This is a genomic window from Chryseobacterium sp. CH21 (assembly GCF_004119445.1).
Taxonomy (GTDB): Bacteria; Bacteroidota; Bacteroidia; order Flavobacteriales; family Weeksellaceae; genus Chryseobacterium.
This window is the reverse complement of record NZ_QICI01000013.1, coordinates 87,927-108,505: the sequence shown is the minus strand read 5'-3', so window position 1 is coordinate 108,505 and position 20,579 is coordinate 87,927. Positions and strand designations below refer to the sequence as shown.

The 20,579-nt window shown below is 36.1% G+C and carries 20 protein-coding genes and 2 tRNA genes; 12 read left to right on the top strand and 10 right to left on the bottom strand.

Translation table 11 applies throughout. The features are described 5' to 3' along the window. Positions 1–10: 10 nt before the first annotated feature. Together BOQ62_RS01695 and BOQ62_RS01690 are read right to left on the bottom strand one after the other, a co-directional pair. Complete coding sequence (locus tag BOQ62_RS01695; protein WP_129036691.1) at positions 11–442, bottom strand: RrF2 family transcriptional regulator; 432 nt, start codon at positions 440–442, stop codon at positions 11–13. A 100-nt stretch (positions 443–542) separates the two neighbouring features. After that, positions 543–1,355 carry a helix-turn-helix transcriptional regulator gene (locus tag BOQ62_RS01690; protein WP_129036690.1) on the bottom strand — a complete coding sequence of 271 codons (813 nt, stop codon included), beginning with the start codon at positions 1,353–1,355 and terminating at the stop codon, positions 543–545. Between the two features lie 131 nt (positions 1,356–1,486). Between BOQ62_RS01690 and BOQ62_RS01685 the strand changes: the two genes are divergently transcribed. The 6 genes from BOQ62_RS01685 (at position 1,487) to BOQ62_RS01660 (ending at position 7,728) form a co-directional block, all read left to right on the top strand. Beyond that, on the top strand, positions 1,487–2,809 hold the full coding sequence (locus BOQ62_RS01685) for a TolC family protein (protein WP_129036689.1): 1,323 nt from the start codon (positions 1,487–1,489) through the stop codon (positions 2,807–2,809). 63 nt (positions 2,810–2,872) lie between these two features. After that, complete coding sequence (locus tag BOQ62_RS01680; RefSeq protein ID WP_228413558.1) at positions 2,873–3,877, top strand: HlyD family secretion protein; 1,005 nt, start codon at positions 2,873–2,875, stop codon at positions 3,875–3,877. Further along, complete coding sequence (locus tag BOQ62_RS01675) at positions 3,870–5,462, top strand: beta-carotene 15,15'-monooxygenase (protein ID WP_129036687.1); 1,593 nt, start codon at positions 3,870–3,872, stop codon at positions 5,460–5,462. The genes BOQ62_RS01680 and BOQ62_RS01675 overlap by 8 nt, the downstream gene beginning before the upstream one ends. Before the next feature lie 192 nt (positions 5,463–5,654). Beyond that, complete coding sequence (locus BOQ62_RS01670) at positions 5,655–6,656, top strand: GlxA family transcriptional regulator (RefSeq protein ID WP_164976656.1); 1,002 nt, start codon at positions 5,655–5,657, stop codon at positions 6,654–6,656. 104 nt (positions 6,657–6,760) lie between these two features. After that, positions 6,761–7,399, top strand: a complete 639-nt coding sequence (locus BOQ62_RS01665) for a DJ-1/PfpI family protein (protein ID WP_129036685.1) — start codon at positions 6,761–6,763, stop codon at positions 7,397–7,399. A 256-nt stretch (positions 7,400–7,655) separates the two neighbouring features. Further along, a tRNA-Lys gene (locus BOQ62_RS01660) sits at positions 7,656–7,728 on the top strand. A gap of 195 nt (positions 7,729–7,923) precedes the next feature. On the opposite strand, the gene BOQ62_RS22310 is transcribed toward BOQ62_RS01660, so the two are convergent. Next, entirely contained in the window at positions 7,924–8,085 is a 162-nt protein-coding gene (locus BOQ62_RS22310; protein WP_164976655.1) for a hypothetical protein, read from the bottom strand. Between the two features lie 314 nt (positions 8,086–8,399). Between BOQ62_RS22310 and BOQ62_RS01655 the strand changes: the two genes are divergently transcribed. Beyond that, positions 8,400–8,472: transfer RNA gene (locus BOQ62_RS01655), tRNA-Lys, on the top strand. 55 nt (positions 8,473–8,527) lie between these two features. Here BOQ62_RS01655 and BOQ62_RS01650 read toward each other — a convergent pair. Next, complete coding sequence (locus tag BOQ62_RS01650; protein WP_129036684.1) at positions 8,528–9,013, bottom strand: GNAT family N-acetyltransferase; 486 nt, start codon at positions 9,011–9,013, stop codon at positions 8,528–8,530. 1,123 nt (positions 9,014–10,136) lie between these two features. Here BOQ62_RS01650 and BOQ62_RS01645 point away from each other — a divergent pair. Further along, a complete protein-coding gene (locus BOQ62_RS01645) occupies positions 10,137–10,919 on the top strand; it encodes a tetratricopeptide repeat protein (protein ID WP_129036683.1) in 783 nt (260 codons plus the stop codon). A 164-nt stretch (positions 10,920–11,083) separates the two neighbouring features. Next, complete coding sequence (locus tag BOQ62_RS22305; RefSeq protein ID WP_164976654.1) at positions 11,084–12,268, top strand: tetratricopeptide repeat protein; 1,185 nt, start codon at positions 11,084–11,086, stop codon at positions 12,266–12,268. 1,108 nt (positions 12,269–13,376) lie between these two features. Here the strand turns inward: BOQ62_RS22305 and BOQ62_RS01635 are convergent. Together BOQ62_RS01635 and BOQ62_RS01630 are read right to left on the bottom strand one after the other, a co-directional pair. Beyond that, a complete protein-coding gene (locus BOQ62_RS01635; RefSeq protein WP_129036682.1) occupies positions 13,377–14,573 on the bottom strand; it encodes an FAD-dependent oxidoreductase in 1,197 nt (398 codons plus the stop codon). Between the two features lie 27 nt (positions 14,574–14,600). Further along, entirely contained in the window at positions 14,601–15,356 is a 756-nt protein-coding gene (locus tag BOQ62_RS01630) for a helix-turn-helix domain-containing protein (RefSeq protein WP_129036681.1), read from the bottom strand. A 187-nt stretch (positions 15,357–15,543) separates the two neighbouring features. Between BOQ62_RS01630 and BOQ62_RS01625 the strand changes: the two genes are divergently transcribed. The 3 genes from BOQ62_RS01625 (at position 15,544) to BOQ62_RS01615 (ending at position 18,123) form a co-directional block, all read left to right on the top strand. After that, positions 15,544–16,347, top strand: coding sequence for a class I SAM-dependent methyltransferase (locus BOQ62_RS01625; RefSeq protein WP_228413556.1), 804 nt, complete (start codon positions 15,544–15,546; stop codon positions 16,345–16,347). A gap of 191 nt (positions 16,348–16,538) precedes the next feature. After that, on the top strand, positions 16,539–17,120 hold the full coding sequence (locus tag BOQ62_RS01620) for a Crp/Fnr family transcriptional regulator (protein WP_129036679.1): 582 nt from the start codon (positions 16,539–16,541) through the stop codon (positions 17,118–17,120). Positions 17,121–17,184: 64 nt separating this feature from the next. Beyond that, entirely contained in the window at positions 17,185–18,123 is a 939-nt protein-coding gene (locus tag BOQ62_RS01615; protein WP_129036678.1) for a ketopantoate reductase family protein, read from the top strand. A 4-nt stretch (positions 18,124–18,127) separates the two neighbouring features. Here the strand turns inward: BOQ62_RS01615 and BOQ62_RS01610 are convergent, their stop codons facing one another. The 4 genes from BOQ62_RS01610 to BOQ62_RS01595 form a co-directional block, all read right to left on the bottom strand. Beyond that, the gene (locus BOQ62_RS01610; RefSeq protein WP_129036677.1) at positions 18,128–18,478 is read right to left on the bottom strand and encodes a 4Fe-4S dicluster domain-containing protein; all 351 of its coding nucleotides are present in this window, start codon (positions 18,476–18,478) and stop codon (positions 18,128–18,130) included. Positions 18,479–18,622: 144 nt separating this feature from the next. After that, positions 18,623–18,946 (bottom strand): 2Fe-2S iron-sulfur cluster-binding protein, encoded by a 324-nt coding sequence (locus tag BOQ62_RS01605; RefSeq protein ID WP_129036676.1) that lies wholly within the window; start codon positions 18,944–18,946, stop codon positions 18,623–18,625. A gap of 5 nt (positions 18,947–18,951) precedes the next feature. After that, entirely contained in the window at positions 18,952–20,004 is a 1,053-nt protein-coding gene (locus BOQ62_RS01600) for an NAD(P)/FAD-dependent oxidoreductase (protein WP_129036675.1), read from the bottom strand. Between the two features lies 1 nt (position 20,005). Further along, the gene (locus BOQ62_RS01595) at positions 20,006–20,575 is read right to left on the bottom strand and encodes an NADPH-dependent FMN reductase (RefSeq protein WP_129036674.1); all 570 of its coding nucleotides are present in this window, start codon (positions 20,573–20,575) and stop codon (positions 20,006–20,008) included. Positions 20,576–20,579: the final 4 nt, after the last annotated feature.

Below are 20,579 nucleotides of genomic sequence, written 5' to 3'. Positions count from 1 at the left end.
GTAAATTTTTTTAAGCCCTCAAATGAGTAAGCTGTAAGTCCAGATTATCGACAAACATTTGAATTTTTGAAGTTTCAAGCATGATACGCAGATCCTGTCGAATGCTTTTGAATTGATCATGAAGCGGGCACGGATGTATTTCTGAACACTGATCAAGCCCAAGTCCGCAACCGGTGAAAAGTTTATCTCCGTCAATTTCTTTTACAATATCAGCAATGGAAGTATTCAGGTTTTTCTGATCCATGTAAAAGCCTCCGTTTGGACCTTTGGCAGATTGTACAAAACCTTTTCTGCTCAGATCCTGCAAAATTTTAGCAATAAAATGTTCTGGTGAATGAATACTTTTTGAAATATCCTTAATCCCGACCCTGCTGTCATTTTTAGACTGCTGGGCGATATAGATCAAAGCTCTTAAAGCATATTCACAAGTTTTTGAAAACATTTTACTGAGTTTTATGGGACAAAGATAGAAAGATATTTTTAATAAAAGATAAATATGTCTTTTATTTTTTTGAATCTGATGAAGATCATCTGTAAATTGCTTAACCCATTATATTTTGGGTCACTTTATTGCTCTTTCTTAAATCTGACGGTCTGGAACGGGTAAACTCATGAAAGGTATCACTGAATGCGCTGATAGAGCTGTAACCTACGTCATCAGCAATTTCATTGATGGGTTTGTCTGTATTTAAAAGCAATTCAATGGCTTTGATGATTCTCAAGGTTTTCAGATACTGAAGAAAAGAAATATCCATATCCGCTTTGAAAAGTCGTGACAGAGAGCGTTCACTCAATCCAAACTTGCTGCTGACACTGGCTAAAGTTAGTTTTTCTCCGATATTCCATTCCAGATAAGATACAATTTTCATCATCTGCTTGTTGTGGGTGGCGGGGAGAATGATGGGTAATGGCTGTTTGTGAGTTTTTGGGAGAATTTTTTTTAACGCCACTAAAAATTCAAAGTTTTCATCTTTTGCGGTTACGTGTTTTTCATCCCAGATTTCAGAATATTTGATCATCTGGATCAGAAGCTCGGATGCCGGATAAATTCCCAGCCGGCTGTAAAAGAGATCTGTGGTATCATCGTGAGCATAAAAATAAAGCGATCTCAGGACAGTGGCGGTATATCCAATCTCTAAAATATGTTCCATCCCCTGAGGAATCCAGAAGAAGTGCCTGGCTGGCACTACATAAGTTCTATTATCGATGGTAATGTAAGCAATACCACCCTCTACATAGCTCAACTGTCCTTTGGTGTGTTTATGAAAAGGAATCAGCTTTTCTGATTTTTCGTGCATGACAAATACACTTTTGTCGTCTTTATCAATGTCCGGAAGTGCAGCAATGAGTCCCATAAAAATTTTGAAATACCAATGAAAATGCAAATATAATCATTTGGCCGGAATCATGTAAAAGTTGACTATTTTAGATAAATAAAATTTCCGGATTGCCAATAAATTTGCAGTGCAATAATTCAAAAATTCAAATGAAAACTTATGTCGCCGGATTGCTGATGCTTGGAATTTTCCACAGTATATCAGCTCAAACCGGCAGTCCAGCAAAGGATACCATACGTCTCTCCCTAAAAGACGCATGGCAGAAAGCGGAAGAAAACAGCCGCCATATCAGAATCAACTCCATCAACGTAAACATTGCTGAAGCCGAAGTAAAAGATGCCAAAAGAGAGCGCCTACCTGAGATTGATGTTAAAGGTTCGGTAGAAAAAGCATCAAACATTCCTATCTATGAAAACGGAATTTTTTCCAAACCCACACAGCATGAAGTGATCCATACGCTTTACCGGGCAGGAGCAGATTTTTACCTGAACATTTATAACGGAAATAAGCTGAATCTTAAGATTAAAGAAAATCAAACGCTTCAAAAGATTAAGGATATTCAGAAAGAGCAGTCGGTTTCTGATATTCATTACAAAACAGCAGCTCTTTATCTTGAACTTCAGAAAACTTTAATTTTCAGAAACCTTATAAAACAGGATATAGAGGATCAAAAAACGCAGCTTAAAGAAATACAGGCACTTTATAAAAACGGAGTGGTATTAAAAAGTGATGTTTTAAGAATTGACCTGGAACTTTCAAAACGGAAAATGACCCTGATTACCATAGAAAATGATATTCTGATCGCTACCCAAAAACTTAATATTATTCTCGGAATACCTGATGATCAGATGGTAATGCCAGAGGCACCCATTAATCAGTGGAATGAAAATATAACTTATAATGAATATCTGAAACTGGCACTGGATCATTCTTTCAACTATCATGTTTCTGAACAGGAAACAGAATTGAGTAAACTCAGAGTGAAACAGGTAAAAGCCAATGTAAGACCTAAAATAGGAATGTATGGTGAATTTTATTATGCGAATCCACAGATTTTCCTGTATCCCTATAATCCGTATTGGTATTCATTGGGAATCGTAGGAATTAAAGCTTCATTTTCCATTTCTTCCCTTTATCATAACACCCATAAAGTAAAAGCGGCTCAACTGGAATTTGAAAAAGAAGAAGAGGCTCACAAAAATACGGAAGATCAAGTAAGACAGCAGGTAAAAGAAGCGTATTTGCGATACCAGGAAGCCCTTGAACAGATAAAAGTAGCAGAAGCCAATGTGATTCAGGCTAAAGAAAATGCCCGTATCATTAAGAATACCTATTTCAGCCAAACTTCTCTTATTACGGAATTGCTGGATGCAGATATACAGTTGCTTCAGACCAAATTTGAGCTGGAAGCGGCCAAGATTATGGCTCAAAATAATTACTATTTATTACAAAACATTACAGGCATTTTATAATATAATGAAAAAAAATATACTCCCACCGATAGACTCATTACAAAGATTACAGGATGGATTTCAGTGGTAATCGTTGCTGCACTTGCAGTTTGGGGCGGTTTTACCCTTAAAAATTACTATGCTTACGAGCAGACCAATGATGCACAGGTTCAGGAATATGTCAATCCGATTATTTCGAGAGCCGGAGGATTTATTGTAGAAGTGAAATTTGAAGAAAATCAGGAAGTTAAAAAAGGAGATACTCTTTTAATCATAGATAACCGGGAATATATTCTTCAGGAAAAACAGACTCAGGCAGCCATTCAGAAAGCCCGTGCTCAGCTGAGAGTATTGGAAAGTACTACAGGAACTACAGAAAAAGAAGCTGCAGCAGCAATGGCTCAGGTGGATGCCAGTAAAGCAAAAGTCTGGAAACAACAGCTGGATTATAACAGATATAAAAAGTTATATGATGAAGAATCTGCTACAAAACAGCGTCTTGAAGATGTAAAAGCAACCCTGGATGTAAATGAAAGCGATTATAAATCTTCACAGGATAAGTATGCAGCTTCAGTATCTAAGATTAATGATATACGAGCTGAAAAAACAGTGGTCTTAGCCGAAATTGCAAGACTGGAAGCATTGCTGGACCGCCACAAACTGGATGTAAGTTATACCGCTGTCACAGCTGCTTATGACGGAAGAATGGGAAGAAGAACCGTTGAGGTAGGTCAGATGATTGATGCTGGAGAAACACTGGCGTTTATTGTCAATAACGAAACGGATAAATGGGTGGTAGCCAATTATAAAGAAACTCAGATTAAAGATATGCACATCGGTGATCATGTAAAAATTGTTGCCGATTCGTATCCGGACAGAGAGTTTCAGGGAACTATTATTTCGCTTTCTCCAGCTACAGGATCAAGTTTTTCACTATTACCTCCTGATAATTCTACTGGAAATTACGTGAAAATTGTACAGCGTATTCCTGTAAGAATTAAAGTAGACGGGATAAGAAAAGATATTGATATGCTGAAAGTAGGAATGAATGTGAATGTATATGCCGATAAAAAACATTCCAATGGTTAAAAGACAAATGCCCTATTTCAAAAAATGGGCACCGGAATGGCTGGTGAAGATCATTCTTTTTTCCATGACACTTCCGGGAATCATCATCTTTTTCCTTCCCTTGGCGAATGTGAATGCCGCAGCGGGATATTATGGATGTGAACCGGCTGATATTCAGTTTTCTGTGGCATTGTTTTATGCCGGATATGTAGGGTTTTACTGTTTGGAAAGACGTTTTTTCAGTTTTTTGGCTGCTAAAGAATATTTTCTTCTGTTTACTACACTGCAGATTCTGGCTTGTCTGATTTGCTATTTCACCCGTGAGGTCTATATCCTCTTTCCGGTGCGTTTTATACAGGGAATGTTGTTTGCAGGGAATGTAAACCTTTCACTTACCCTTATTTTTATCCGGTTGAGCAGTGAAAGGGGAAGGGAGATCAGTTTTTCTGTGTTCTTCGGAATTCTGCTCTGTGCTTTACCGTTTAATAATCTGATCACAGCAGCTCTCATCGACTCTTATAATTTTAATATCGTTTATAAAACGGCCATATTCTCCTATCTGCCGGGACTTATTTTTCTGACTCTTGCAATGAGCAATTATAGAACCCATGCAAGGTTTCATTTGTATAAACTCGACTGGCAGAGTTTCGGACTGTTCAGTACAATATTGGTACTTGTAGGATATGTTACCATTTTTGGGCAGGAATATTATTGGCTTGAAGACAACCGGATTCTGGGAAGTGTAATCGGAATTATTTTTTTAGCGGGAATATCCATATTCCGTCAGCAGGCTATTAAAAGACCTTATATTGATCTTCGGATTTTCAGATACCGGAACTTTAAAGTAGGTTTATTGGTTCTTTTTATAATGTACATCTGCAGGTTTGCATCAGGAATTGTGAATACTTACTTTGCTGCAGAACTGCATTTGGATCCTTTTCATATTGCTTATATCAATATTTTTAATCTCGCAGGGTTAGTTACCGGAGTTATCATTGCCTGCTGTATGGTTTTACAAAAGAAAAATATAAGATATATCTGGGGGAGTGGTTTTTTAATGTTGCTGATCTTTCATGGATTAATGTATTATTCTTTTGATGTTCAGGCTGATGAGTTTAACTATTACCTTCCATTATTCCTTCAGGGGCTGGGAGTGGGATTGATTATGGTTCCCACAATTATCTTTATTATTTCTTCCGTTCCTGCTGTTATTGGTCCTTCTGCTGCTGCAACTGCTTTAGCAATACGATATCTTGGTTTTTGTGCCAGTATCGCTCTGATCAATTTTTTTGAACTCTTTGAAAAAAGCGGTCATTATAATGCTTTTCAGGATCATTTAAGTGCTGTAGACCCGGAAGTTAAAAATTTTCTTCATCAGCAGACCTCAAAACTTATTGCCAGAGGAATGCCTGAAGGTAAGGCAGTAAAAGCAGCCAATAAGTTATTGGTTGGAAAGATGAATGTACAGGATCATGTCCGTTTTGCCATGGATTATTACGAAATGATGGTTGGGCTTCTTGCAGCTTCATTGTTATTGATTTTAATTTTTCCTTATCTGAACCGTACAGCCCTTTATCTGAAATCCCGAAGATTATCACCTGCATAAAGAGATATTTAATCTTTTAATCAATCAAAAAGTATAGCTTGTTAGCTAATTTTATAGTAGAGTGCTGAGACTGTCTTATAAGGCAGTCTCTTTTGTTGTGGTTGAATCTCTTACTTTGGCCGAAACAGTATGTTTTTTGTCATTGCAGACAAAACACTTTCTCTTTACATTTGTACTCATACAGAACGAAATATGAAGAAAGAAGGACAACCTGCCGGAGTGAAAAATATAGTGCTTTTGGTATTACCACAGGTGCAGCTGCTTGATATTGCCGGACCTCTTGATGTTTTTACAGCAGCCAACCGGTTTTTAAACAGTAGTAAACCAGATTCAGGCTATCATGTTTATCTGGTATCCGGAACTTCAGAAAAGATCATTTGCTCCAGTTCAGGAATGCCTTTGTCTTGCAGTCATACCATTTATGATATTGATTTTCCTATAGATACTTTATTGGTAGCGGGGACGACTTTGTGTGTATTAAATGAGATCAGTCCGGATATTTATCATTATCTCCAAAATATAAAACCAGAGGTAAGACGGATGGGATCGGTCTGTGTAGGGGCGTTTGTTTTGGCTAAAGCAGGTCTGTTGGATGGCAAACAGGTGACTACCCACTGGAAATTTGCAGACACATTGCAGAAATCCTATCCAAAACTGGAGGTGAATGTCAATCCTTTTTTTATTTGTGACAAACCTATCTATACTTCAGGAGGTGTTTCTTCGGGGATGGATCTTGCTTTAGCTCTTTTGGAAGAAGATTTTGGAAAATCTTTGGCCACAGAAGTTGCCCGCCATCTTGTGCTGCATTTAAAAAGATCCGGAATGCAGTCTCAATTTGGGGAAACACTGCCAGAATATGAAATGATGTCTCCCCTTACAAAAGATGTTCGTGACCTGTTGAAAGATAAACTGGGGGAAACAATAATGATAGAATACATCGCAGAGTCTCTCAATATGAGTATTCGTAATTTTTCCAGAGTATTTTTAAAAGAATCTGGTATGACACCTGGAAGATTTCTTGAAAAAATGAGGCTGGATCAGGCTAAAAATATGCTGGAGTATACCGAAATGAGCGTTGATATGATTGCTGATAAATGCGGTTTTAGCAATGCAGCTTCGCTTCGAAGAGTATTCCTTAGAAATATTTCTATTTCTCCGGCACAATACCGGGAAGCATTCAAAACCACAGAATAGTTGCTTTTGCTTATTGATTTAAAATAAAACTGATCATTGTCAATCATCAGCAGGGAATGCCTATGTCTTAATGTAAAAATAATAGTCTTAAAAATAACAGAATTATGAAACACGTAAAAAACAGAAAAACAATGAATGTCGCATTCTTAATCTATGATCAGGTAGAAGCCCTTGATTTAAATGGCCCTTTGGATGTTTTTGTAAAAGCGAATGTCATCCATCCGGAAAGTTATCATTGTTTTACAGTCGGGAAAACAAAAAATCCCGTGTATATGGAAGCCAATACGATGGCAATTACTCCTACCTATGATATTGACACTTGTCCTCAGCCGGATATGATCGTTGTTCCCGGAGCAAATCCCGAACACATTATGAAATATATTCAGGATAAAGATTTCCAGAAAACAGTTCTGAAATGGATTAAAGACAATTACGATGCAGGAACAATTGTGTTTACAATATGTACAGGAAGTATGCTGCTATCCGGAACAGAAATCCTTGATCATCATGATATAACAACCCATAGCATGTTGTTGGATGCATTAGAACTGCATAACCCGAATGCCAATGTAATCAGAAATGTCCGATATGTGGATCAGGAAAAATTGATCACTACTGCGGGCATTACTGCCGGAATTGATGGCGCACTCTATTTGGTAGGGAAGCAGCTTGGTCAGGAAACAATGGAAACAATTATCAAGATTTTTGAATATCAGAATGTGAAGCCTGAAAGTCGGTTATAAAACAGAAAAATAGATTGATTTAAAAAATTTCGTCAATCATAAAAATTGGTGAAAACTTTATTTTTAATTACGCAGCCATTGATTCTGTATTTTATAATGGGAAAAATAATAAATGTAATTGATTTATAAACAGGTGTTTGACTTTTTTGGCTTAAATTTCCTCATAAAAAAGCCCGGAAAAATTTGGATTTAAGGAGGGTTTTACTATCTTTGCAGTCCCTTAAACAAAGGGATTTACTTAAAAAAGTAAGTGGCCGACTCGGTAGCTCAGCTGGTAGAGCAATACACTTTTAATGTATGGGTCCTGGGTTCGAATCCCAGCCGGGTCACTATCTGAAAGATGTGAAAATGAAATTTTCAAACACATTGGAAAAATATTAAAAAAACCTGCAAAATCAATGATTTGCAGGTTTTTTGTTTATAGTGTTTGCTATAATGCTTCAAAAATGGTCGATTACTATACATCTGTATGAACTGACCAGTTTGATTTTACTCGTTCATTCAATTGAAATTCAAGAATATCTTTATTCTTCGTTTTTCGGTTTAAAGTTTCTTCCAACTCCCTGACGGAGAAATGTAATTTTTCCCTGTACTTTTTTTGCTTTTTCAAGGACTTCCAATGCTTTTACTCGTTCGCTAATTTTGCCAGCATGTGTTATATTGTCCTGACGTTCATTTTTTTTCATGTTATAATATAGTGAATTTATTTGAAAAAAACAAATTATAGTTCTGAAAATTGATACAGGAAATTTTAACCAAAGAATTTTTTGCCTATAAGAGATTATTTTAAGTAATAAGAGTGGGGATGGCTATTCATTTTTACAATATTTGAAATTCAAATCACTGAGCTTGTTCCATAGTGAGAAATTTTTGTCTCTGATTTTGTAAAAGTTAGCCGGATTCAGTTTATAAAATGTTGAGGAAGTATTGTAAATAAAGAAAAACTTTCTATCTTTGCAGTCCCTTAAACAAAGGGATTTACTTGAAAAAGTAAGTGGCCGACTCGGTAGCTCAGCTGGTAGAGCAATACACTTTTAATGTATGGGTCCTGGGTTCGAATCCCAGCCGGGTCACAAAAAAAAGCTTCAACACAAGTTGAAGCTTTTTTTATGAAGTTTTATCAGTTTTTTATTCCACAATATATTTCATCGTAATAGCATTGCCAGGATCTTTGCCGGAGCTGTTTTTTACTTCCCGAAATCCTACCTTTTCGTACAGTTTATAAGCTTTATCATTGCCATGGGCAACCTCTAAATGGATTTCAATATCATTAAATTTTTGAAAGGCTTCATCAATAATTGCTTTAATCAGTCCCATACCAATATTTTTTCCCTGAAATTCCTTTTTTACATACATCTGATAAATATTTCCGGTATTATTTTCATCTTTTATAAATGTACAAATGCCGATAATTTCCTTGTCTGCAAAGGCTCCCAAAACAAATCTTTCCGCTGTTTGTTGCTCAATATCATTTTCCATCCGGAATTTTTCAATTTTCAGGGCTTCCTGATAGTTGGCTCCAAATGATTCTGGAAATTCTTCCAGACTTTCCAGTCGGATAGCTCTATAAATTTTACTCTCTTCGGGTAGGAGTTTTCGATAACTAATATTCATTATCATTATTAATTGGTTTTTTCATGTTTACCAGTATTCACCTGCAAAGATGTAAATTATTTTGAATTGGTTTTAGTATGCCCATACTAATTTTAAATAATTTCTTAAACTGTACAATGTATTTGTAACAAATTTGATTTCACATAGTCTTATTGTAAACAAAAGATGCATTTTTTTGATCAGAGAAACCTACATATAAATTCTGAAATAATAAAAAGTGCCTGTTGAAGGGAATAATCGTGTTACTTGATTTAAATATTACATTTTTGGAAAATTAATTGCCTATTTCATAATAGACATGATAAATTGTGTATATTTATAACACTTATTGGGGAAAAATAATATAATAATAGTAGATTTTATCAGCGTATTTCAGAGAAATATGCGTAGGTAGATATTGGGAAAAGTGGTGTGATGGGAAAAATTAGTTTGATCATTTTTAAGAATAAAAAAATGCATCCAAGGAACATAAAAAAATAGTAGCCTATACAGTCTGCATGGGATTATTTTTGTGTATAGTTGCATGCAGTAATGATTCTCATGATAAAGAAAGAGAAAATTTTGATATTTCTTTATTGAGTCAAAGTTCGGAACTTCAGTTGTCCGGTGAATATGAAGCTTTTGTCCGGCTCAATATAACATACTTGAAAAAAGCTGTTAAAATGAATTATAGGGCAGGAAAAGGGTTGTGTTATTTGAATATGGCTGGAGTGAATGTCTCAGCAGGGAATTATGAAAAAGCCCGTTTTTTTTCAATAAAGCAGAAAAAGACCTGGAAAACTCTGAGAATGTTTATCACAAAGCAACCTTCTATGATGACTACAGCTTCTATTATTCGCATCTTAAACTTAATGATAAAGCTATAGAATGTAACAATAAAGCATTTTATTATATAAAACAAGCAAAAAAGACAAAACTTACTCAAAAACTTCTTCCAAGACTTTATGTAAACAAAGGGATTTATTATGCCTTGAAAGGATGGTTGGGAACCTCTTTAAAGTGTTTTACAAAAGGCAATGTGCTGGAAAACTCAGCATATACAAACAGTATGGTTGCTCAGTATTATTTATTTGTTCATAAGCCAGATTCCGCTGGAATATACATAGCCAAAGCAGATGAAAAAATGATGAACCAAAAAACAACAGATGTAGAATCTCTTTGGGTTTATTATACAATGGGATATTACTATAATAAGGTGAATAATAGTGAGCAGGCTGAAAAAGCTCTGAAAAAAGCTCTGGAAATTAATATTAAAACCAGACATACCTATTCTTCACACATAAAAGACGTTTACAAAGCTCTTGCAGAATTATATAAGAAAAAAAATGAGGGCGGAAAGGCCTATTCTTATTTAAAAAAATACATGGAGGAAGAGGGAAGGTCTGATGCCTCCCGTTTTGCTGCAATGAACAAAGCTACCGAAGATTTTATGTTGGAAGTGAAGCAGGAATCCGACTGGCATAAAAATGATCTTCCATTATTTATTGCCCTCTCTATCTCTGTTCTTACTATCTCAGGAGTATATGTCCGAAAGATGATCAGTGGTCTTAAGCAGAAGAAAAATACATTGAAAGAGCAGACTGATGCTTTGAAAAACCGTGTTCAAACAAAACAGCTGGAAGAAATTACCGAGCTTGCCAAACGGAATGATTCCTCTTTTCTATTGAAATTTAAAGAACTATATCCTGATTTTATAAAAGAGCTTTTGAAAATCAATCCTGATCTTGAAAATTCTGAACTTACTTTCTGTGCTATGCTAAAACTACGCTTCTCATCTAAGGAAATTGCAGACTATACTTTTGTACAGCATAGATCTGTTCAGCAGAAAAAATACAGGATCAGAAAAAGATTGAATATCCCTGGAGAAATAGATATTTATGACTTTTTTGAAAACTTAACAGAATAATGATATTGATCACAATAAAAGTTACCAGATTCTGTTTTATGAAAAGATTTTATTATTGATCTCTGTAGAAATAAATATTGAACATTAAAAAAGAGTACAATTCAATCTAAGAGATTATTTTTAACCATAATTTATATAGAAATTTAGCTTAAATAGAGAAGCATATGATACGTATTTTTCTTTCTGCTTTACTCATTATTTTGGTTTCGTGCCATTCTCATTCAAAGAAAGAGGCTGAACAGAAATTTGATGTTTCTTTGCTGAGACAGAATGAGAAATTCAGGATTGCTGGAGAATATGACTCCTTAATCAGTCTTAATAAAAGATATTACAAGCAAGCCGATAAAATGAATTATGCTGATGGAAAAGCGCTGTGTTATATCAATCTGGCAGAACTCAATATTTCACTGGAAAACTTTCAAAAATCCCAGATTTTATTTGATAATGCAAAGGAAATCCTGGACAATTCAGAAGATAAAATACACAAGGCAAGGTTTTATAATGTTTATGGCCGTTTTAATCTTGAACTCCGAAGACTTGATAAAGCTTTTCAATATAATAATGAGGCCATGAGTCTTATGCACAAAAGTGTTACATCGGAACTCAAAAATGATTTGCTTTTCAGTATTTATTTTAGGCAGGCCATTTATTTTATTCATAAAAAAAATTACGAAAAAGCACTTGAATACTTTCATAAGGCAAAGAAATTAGATGATACAGGATTAACGGATTGTGCTATAGGTGATTATGTGTATATGCATAAAAATAAGGACTCAGCATATAAATATGTGACGGTTGCTTATAACAAAGCCAAGGAAAGAGGGAAAAAAGATGGCATCGCTTTGTACGCCAATACAATTATGGGAGAATATTATCTTACCTATAAAGAATATGATAAAGCCGAAGAAGCGCTGAATAAGGCGTTGGAAATTAATGAGAAAACAAAACGTATTTATGCCTATTATGGCAAGTATATCTATAACGATCTCAGAGTGTTGTATGAACGTACAGGAGAGAAAGAAAAAGCGTATCATTATTTGAAAGCATATACCGATGCTTATTATAAAACCAATAGCTCTTTATTGGCTACAATTAATCAGGATATGGAGGCTTTTATTACAGGAGCTCAAAAGGATACAGATCAGCATAAAAATAAAATATACTGGATTGTCTTTCTGTCATGTGCAGGGCTTTCTTTATTAGGACTATATGCATGGCGGATTATCCATGCTTTAGGGAAAAGAAAAGAAGTTCTCACCCTAGAATCTGAAAGCTTAAAAATCAGAATGAATGACAACAAGCAGGAAGAGATTATTGAACTGGGTAAAAAAATGATCCTGAATTTCTAAATCACTTTAAGCAAGCCTATCCTGAATTTATAGATCAGCTATTAACTATTAATCCTGGTCTTGAAAGTTCTGAATTGGTTTTTTGTGCCATGCTAAAGCTGCATTTTACCTCTAAAGAAATTGCTAGTTACACCTTGGTTCAGCACAGAAGTGTTCAGCAGAAAAAATACAGAATCAGAAAAAAACTAAATATTCCCAGCGAAACAGATATCTATCATTTTTTGATACCTTAAAATAATTCCAAAAAAAAACTGTCTGATTCATCAGGTCAGACAGCACTCGAAATATTCTCTTTTCACCACTTGTATTTTTTGTGGTCTATGGGTCAAATATGAAAATTTTTAACCAAAACAAGAAAAAAGACTCTACTACATGGGTACTACACTGTGTATTTTTGTTTTTAAATGTCTGGTATATAGCGAGTTGTATTTGTTGTCTGTTTTTGATGACTATTTATGAAAATGAAACTAAAAACTCTAAACTGCTTTATTTTTAGACCTGTATTTCTTATAACTTATTTCTTTGATCCCTATTTTCTTTTCTGATTTTCAGTAGGTTTTATTTTCAGTTTTTTTATTAAAAACTTTATTGATTTTCTATAGTAAAAAAATGAGGTGAACAAAGCTAAAAACAACGACAAAGTTTAATTTATTGATAATTAATGAATTACATTGCTGTTGTACATGTGTCGTATGATCTTTTTTTGTTTTTTATTCAAAATATATAAATTTTGTAGCGTGTTTTGTTGTGAATATCACATGATAAGTTTTGTTTTATTGAATTTGTGGCATTGATTATCTGAATCTTAATTAAGATAACTTAAGACCAGAAAGTAAAATGGACTTGGGGTATTATTTCAACAGGCTTCCCAAAATAACTTTAAACTTATTTATGAAAAAGAGAATTTTATTAGTTTGCGCATTAGCATCTTGTTTTACCGTTTTCAATGCTCAGAGATGGGAATCTGCTTCCCAAAAATCTTAGCAGATAAGAGAAAAACATTTATAATACCAAACTAATCAAAAATAAATCACACAAATGAATCTCCACATCAGGATCTAAAAACGGAGAGAAAAAGAATTATTTCACGAGGGAAAAAAGGCTGTCTTCAACAGAAGGCAGCCTTTTGATTTTTGATGACCTGATTAAGCCAGATGACCATTAAAAAATCCAGCATAGTGGCTAATGACTTTTCAGAGTGCATCCGTTCCCCATTTTCAAGGGACTCCTGTGTGGCAATAGCAGCTCTTTTTCGCATTGCTTGCTCGTAACCGGAAATAGCTTCCTGTAATGTGCTGTAGCTGTTATCCGTCAAATGTTCACTCAGTTCAAGGGCATCCAGCATGGCCATATTAGCACCTTCTCCAGCAAATGGAGGCATCACATGGGCTGCATCACCTATCAGCGTTAAATTAGATTGAGTTTCCCAGCTCTGATCCAAAGGCATATAGTAAATTAAACGAGGGATAAGCGGAATTTTTGCATTTTTAAAAAGTTCCTCCCAGATAGAATTCCACTCTGAATATTCAGTTTGAAACCATTGTAACATCTGAACATTATCAGAAAAATCAAGACCACTGGTAGCAGGCCAGCTTTCGTCAGCTTTAAAACTTGCATAAAATCCCAGATCTCCATTCCCTTTCTGACCTAGCAGAATATTTTGGTTATTTCCGAATGCCATTATTTTTCCACCTTTAATCAAATTGTCAATTTGAGGCGCATTCTCTTTTGAAATATTGCCTTCCAGCATGATGATTCCGGAATAAACGGGTTTAATATCAGTAAGATAACCCCGGATTTTAGAGTTGGCTCCATCTCCGGCTATGATAAGATCTGCATATGCTGAGCTTCCGTTTTTAAAATGCATCAGCCAGCCTTCACCATGACGTTCCATAGAGAGGAAATGACTGTCCCAAACTACCGTTTCAGGATATAACGATTCCAGCAGCATATTTCTTAAAGGACCACGATCTATTTCCGGACGGAAATGTTCATGTCCAAAATCCTCTTCAGGCTTCGTTTCATGATCGTTGAAAAATATTTCAGCTTTTTCATTCATGATCAGGGTTCTGTCTGCTCCGGGACGGAAAGTCTTTTTAAACTCTTCCAATAATTCAGCTTTACGAATAGCCGCCAATCCGGAATCTTCGTGCATGTCCAGGGGAGAGCCCTGTACACGGGCATCCTTATTAAAGTCTCTTTCATATACTTTTACCTCTGCACCTTTCAGTTGTAAAAGTCTTGCCAGTGTAAGTCCTGCAGGACCGCCACCAACGATTGCTATTGATTTATTGCCTATCAGCATTGTTGATTTAAATTTTACAATGCAAAGTTATTTTCCTTTCAACACAGATAATAGTACAAATCGGTCGTTTTTATTTTTGGATAATTCTTTGGGGGCAACCCCTGAAAATTTCTTCACTTCTTTGATAAAATGATTTTGATCAGTATAATTCAGTTCCGGAAAGAGTCTTCCCTGGGCGATATGTTCCAAAGATGCCCGGAAACGTAAAATAGTAGAGTAGGCCTTTAATGATAATCCAAGCTGCTTGGTAAAATAACGGTTGATTTGTCTGCTGTTCCATCCTGTTTTTTCAGAAAGCTCCTGCACGCTCATTTCGCCTTTTGAAGCATAAACCAATTCGAAAAGTCGAAGTTTTCTCTCATCTGTTTTTTGAGGAAGCCGCTCTTTTATTTTGTGAATAGCTTTGGTACAGCAATGATTAAAATCCTTTAAATCATCAACTTTGAAATTCCAGAAATCAGGGGATAGCTCTTTTCCGGTATTCAATAAACCAGCGATAGATGTATTTAAAATGTATTCCACAGCAAGAGGTTTGAAACTGACGATAAAAGCCGTGGTATGGGGAGCAATATATCTTTGTTCAGGATAGGTTTCCAGTCCGAGGAGGGTAATATGAAAAGGTTCTGAAGCCGACAGTGAGAAAAATAAATCAATTCTTCCGTCAGGAATGATCACCACTTCCTTAGCTTCATCCGACAGATTTTGAAAAGTTCCCAGATTTTCAACAAAATCAGCGATTTCTTTATCAGGTTCGATGAAATTGTAAGTGAAATCATTGTCCATAATTGTTGTCCTACACCGCTTTTTTTGATGAAGAAAATTACAAAATTTATGATAAACTGCAAAGTCCAATAAAATTCATTATGATCCTTGAGGGTTCAACTGGACCAGTACATTTTAGAAAATCTGCACCAGTTGAATGGTTTGTGAATACAATATTTTTGTAAATTGACAATTAAATGACCAGAAAATGAAAAATATGAAGGAGCAAAAAATTGACTTTTTATATCACAATGAAGCGGCCTGGAACAAACAGGCATTGGCACAGAATGAGTGGTCAAAAGCGGTAAGCACAGAATTAATCAACAAGGCAAAAGAAGGAGATTGGGAGGTTCACCTGACCCCAAAACCATTGAATAAAGAATGGCTGGGAGAGGTGAAAGGAAAGAAGATCCTGTGCCTGGCATCTGCAGGAGGACAGCAGGCTCCGGTTTTGGCTGCAGCAGGAGCTTCCGTTGTGGTTTTTGATATTTCCGGAGAACAGCTGAAGCAGGATGAAAAAGTAGCAAAACGTGATGGACTGTCTCTGAAAACAGTTCAAGGTGATATGAGAGATTTAAGTTCATTTGAAGATGAAACCTTTGATATTGTATTTCATCCCATATCCAATCATTATGTGGAAGATGTGAATCCTGTTTGGAGAGAAGCTTACAGAGTTTTGAAAAAGGGAGGTGTACTTCTGGCGAGCTTTTTTAATCCCGTAGTATTTGTAGCAGACCGGAATCCTCAGGATATAGAAGATGGAATTATCAGACCGAAATATACGCTTCCTTATGCCGACATAAAAGATCTGAATCAGGATCAGATCAACAGAAAGCTGGAAAATAACGAAGCTCTGGTTTTCGGACATACCCTTTCAGATCTTATCGGAGGACAGTTGAAAGCAGGTTTTATGATTGAAGATTTCACAGAAGAAATGCAGCCCAATCCACGCTTTTTAATTGATAAGTACCTTCCTACTTTCATCGCAACAAAAGCAGTGAAGTTGAAATAACATAAGTAATGTAAGTCTCAACGGTTTTTAGGAGTACCATTTCTAATGTTGAGAAAAATTCCCGTCCTTTGGAGGGGTGGCGAAAATTCAAAGAATTTTTGACGGGGTGGTTTTACCGCTTCAAATTAACCATACTTCCAGGAATTATAGCTATTTTAGAGGGCTCAATGTATATTTATGAGGACATTTTAATGGACAAATCATCACTTAATGCCTACTTTCATTCTCTATTCAGTATCAAAGAGGAAGTGGTTGAAAAAATCACTGAGAAATTCAGCTGTTTTCAGTTAAAAGCGAATACTGTTTTATTGAATAAAAATGCCATCAGTACCAAGACCTACTTCCTGGAAAAAGGGTATGTACGGTCATATATACTGAATGAAGATAATGAGGAGATTACCACCAATATTTTCAGAGCTCCATGTTTTGTGAATGATTTTCTGTCATTTTTCAAACAACAGCCCACCAAAGAAATGTATCAGACGGTGACGGAATGTGTTTTCTGGGAGACCGGGTTGGAAAATGTACAGCATAATTTTCATAATATTCCTGAATTCAGGGAGTTCAGCAGGCTTCTTTTTGTTCTTAATTACTATAATATTCATGACAGACTGATCGAAATGGCCAGTCAAAAAGCTTCTACAAGATATTTTAATCTCATGAAGAAAGATCCGGATATTTTTCAGCATGTCCCGTTGAAAGTGATTGCTTCCTACCTGGGGATTAAAGACAGCTCGCTAAGCCGGATCAGAAGGGATATTCATAAACTGTAATTTCTTTTCATTTGTCAAGTGATAGTTCAGAAATCATCACTGATCTTTGCTTAAAAATAATTTCATGAACAAAAAACATATTGTTGTAGTAGGATTAGGTGGTGTAGGTGGTTATTTTGGTTTTAAAATAAATCAGACCAATGAAACTACCGGAAAATATACGGTTTCTTTTGTCGCCCGCGGAGAAACTTATGAAAAAGTAAAAGAAAATGGATTGGTTTTGTTATCTCCTGAGCATTCCAATTCACAGACGCATCCTAATGCCATAGTGCAGAACATCAGTGATATCAAAAATCCTGATCTGGTTTTGATTGGTGTAAAAGAATATGATCTTGAAAACGTCTGCAAACAGCTATTACCAGTCATTAATAAAGATACCATTTTGCTTCCGATGATGAACGGAGCTGATATTTATGACAGAATACATACTATAATTCCAGACCATACCGTACTTCCGACTTGTGTTTATGTAGCCTCCCATATTAAGGAAAGAGGAATAGTAGAACACAAAGGAAATCCTGGAAAGATTATTGTAGGAAGAGATCCTGAGCATTTTGAGACTTCGGTAGAATGGGTTACAGATGTGTTGAGTGAAAGTAAAATAGAATTTGATTTTAAAGATAATTCATTAAATGCTATCTGGACGAAATTCATATTCATTGCAAGCTTCGGATTGGTAACAGCCAAGCATAATTCGTCCATGGGAGCCGTATGTACAAATGAGCAGCAGAAGAGCGAAGCGACGGGAATTATGAATGAAATAAAACTGATTGCAACTAAAAAAGGGATTGAGCTTCAGGAAGATATTGTTAATGCAACTTTTGAAAAAGCTTCTACATTCCCTTTTGAAACCCCTACTTCTCTGCAGCTTGATATTAATTCAGGAAAGAAGGATAACGAGATGGAACTGTTTGCAGGTGCGGTGTTAAAATATGGTTCCGAAGTAGGTGTAGAAACACCTTTTACCCAAAAAATCTATACCGAAATTAAATATAAAAAATAGAAGTTTAAGCACTATGCATAAATTTTTGCCGATCCAATAGTATTTCTTCAGTTTCCCTATGATCGGGATCATCTACACAACAGTCTACAGGGCATACAGCCTTACATTGAGGTTCATCATGAAAACCTTTACATTCCGTACATTTTCCGGCTACGATATAATAAACTTCATCCGAGACCGCTTCATGATAAGCATCGGCATCACCTTCAGTGCCGTCAGGGAATTTTATATGTCCCGAAAGTTTGGTCTTGTCTTTCCAGCGCCAGTCGATAGCTCCTTCATAAATGGCTGAGTTGGGACATTCAGGTTCGCAGGCTCCACAGTTGATACAGGCATCTGTTATTTTTATCGCCATATTGTTTGAATTTAAAGGATTTAAAAAAGGGATTTCTTCCACGTCAGACGGTTCGGAAATCCCCGCTAAACTTAATTACAGCAGTTCAACACTGTTCTTTGAAAATAAGCAGCATAAAGTGTGCTAATTTTTATTTTTAAATCATTAATCTGCAGCTATTTCTACCGACAGCCCATCCATCTGGGCAGTAAGGTAAATCTGGCAGGCTAATCTGCTGGTTGTTTTGGAGGTAAACAATTCTGATAACAAAGCTTCTTCAATATCATTTTTTTCAGGAAGAGCAGTTGTTTCACTCAAAACAAAGCAATGACAGGTGGCACACATAGCCATACCTCCACACATGGCTTCCATAGGCAATTCATAGGCTTTGCAGATATCTTTAAGGGTAAGCCCCATTTCTAAAGGGCATAGCAAAGTGTGTGTATTACCGCTTTGGTCGATAACAGTAATGGTAATCTCGTTCTCCATAATCCTTAGTCAATAGTTGCGACTACCTGTTTTTCTGCCTGTTTTTTTGTCCCGTCAAAACCTTCAATTCCACTTACCGTAGTATATTTTAAGACAAACTTTTTATTCGGATTAAGACGCTGATAAATACTTTGGCAGGCAATGGCTGCTTCATGGAATCCGCATAAGATCAGTTTCATTTTATAAGGATACGTATTAATATCACCCACAGCATAGACTCCCGAAATATTGGTTTGAAAATCGGTACTGTTATCTACTTTTATGGCATTCTTTTCCAATTCAATTCCCCATTCTGCCAAAGGTCCCAGCCTTGGAACCAATCCGAAAAGAGGAATAAAATAATCTGTTTCAATAGACTGTATCGAACCTTCTTTTTCAACCAGAATTTCCTTCAAATAATCCTTACCATTTAATCCGACCACTTCTGCAGGAGTAATCAGGTTGATTTTCCCTTCCTGTTTTAATTTTTTCACCTTTTCAACAGAATCAAGTGCTCCGCGGAACTCATTTCTTCTATGAATAAGAGTAAGAGATGAAGCCATTTCAGCAAGATGAATCGTCCAGTCCAGCGCTGAATCTCCACCTCCGGCAATCACCACATGTTTTCCGGCATAGTCCTCCGGATTTTTGATAAAATAATTAACTCCAAGCTCTTCAAAAGCTGAAATATTTTCAATAGGTGGCTTTTTAGGTTCAAAACTTCCCAGTCCTCCGGCAATAATAACGGCTTTCGCTCGGTGTTTTGTTCCTTTATCGGTAATGACTTCAAAAAGATTTTCTTCCAGTTTGAGAAGATGTATGGCTGTTTCATTAAAGGTGAAGCCTGGTTCAAACTGTTTGATCTGTTCATAAAGATTATCGATGAGTTCTCCGGCAAGTACACTTGGAAATCCGGGAATGTCAAAAATGGGTTTCTTGGGATATAATTCTGATAACTGGCCTCCCATCTGTGGCAATGCATCAATAATATGGCATCGCATTTTGAGAAGGCCGGCTTCAAATACCGTAAATAACCCTGCAGGGCCGGCACCAATGATCAGTATATCTGTTTCTATCATGTTATGAATGGTTTATAGTCGTTTTTTCTATTTTTTTAGAGGTGGCAATGCTGATAAGCTTATCAAACTTACCGGAGTAGAGATCCGAAATTTCAGTTGAATTGTTACCTGCAAATAATGCTGATCTGAGAACAGGCACACTGAATGGCAATGGCCACGCACGCAATGATTTGGCAATAGAATCCATGGCATTGATTCCCTGCATTGCCTGCAGACCATCTGCCCAGCATACTAAGCCTACTGTTTTATCTGTAAGATAAGGCTCATACCTGTTGGCGGTTACTTCAAGCCAGTCCAGACAGTTTTTCATCACTCCCGGAATACTTCCGTGGTAAAGAGGAGCCAGCCAGATGTGCAAATCAGCATCTGTGAACATTTGAGTCATACGTTCTACTGCCAAAGGCGTTTTATTCAGAGTAACATCGAATAAGGGGATACCAGAATCAGCAAGGGTAAAAATATCAGAGTGAATTCCCAATATTTTCAGACGCTCTGAAAAATAATCTGAAATCAGGCCGGAAGTAGATAAAGTTCTTCTTTCCAGTGATCCATTAAATATGATTGCTTTCATTTTT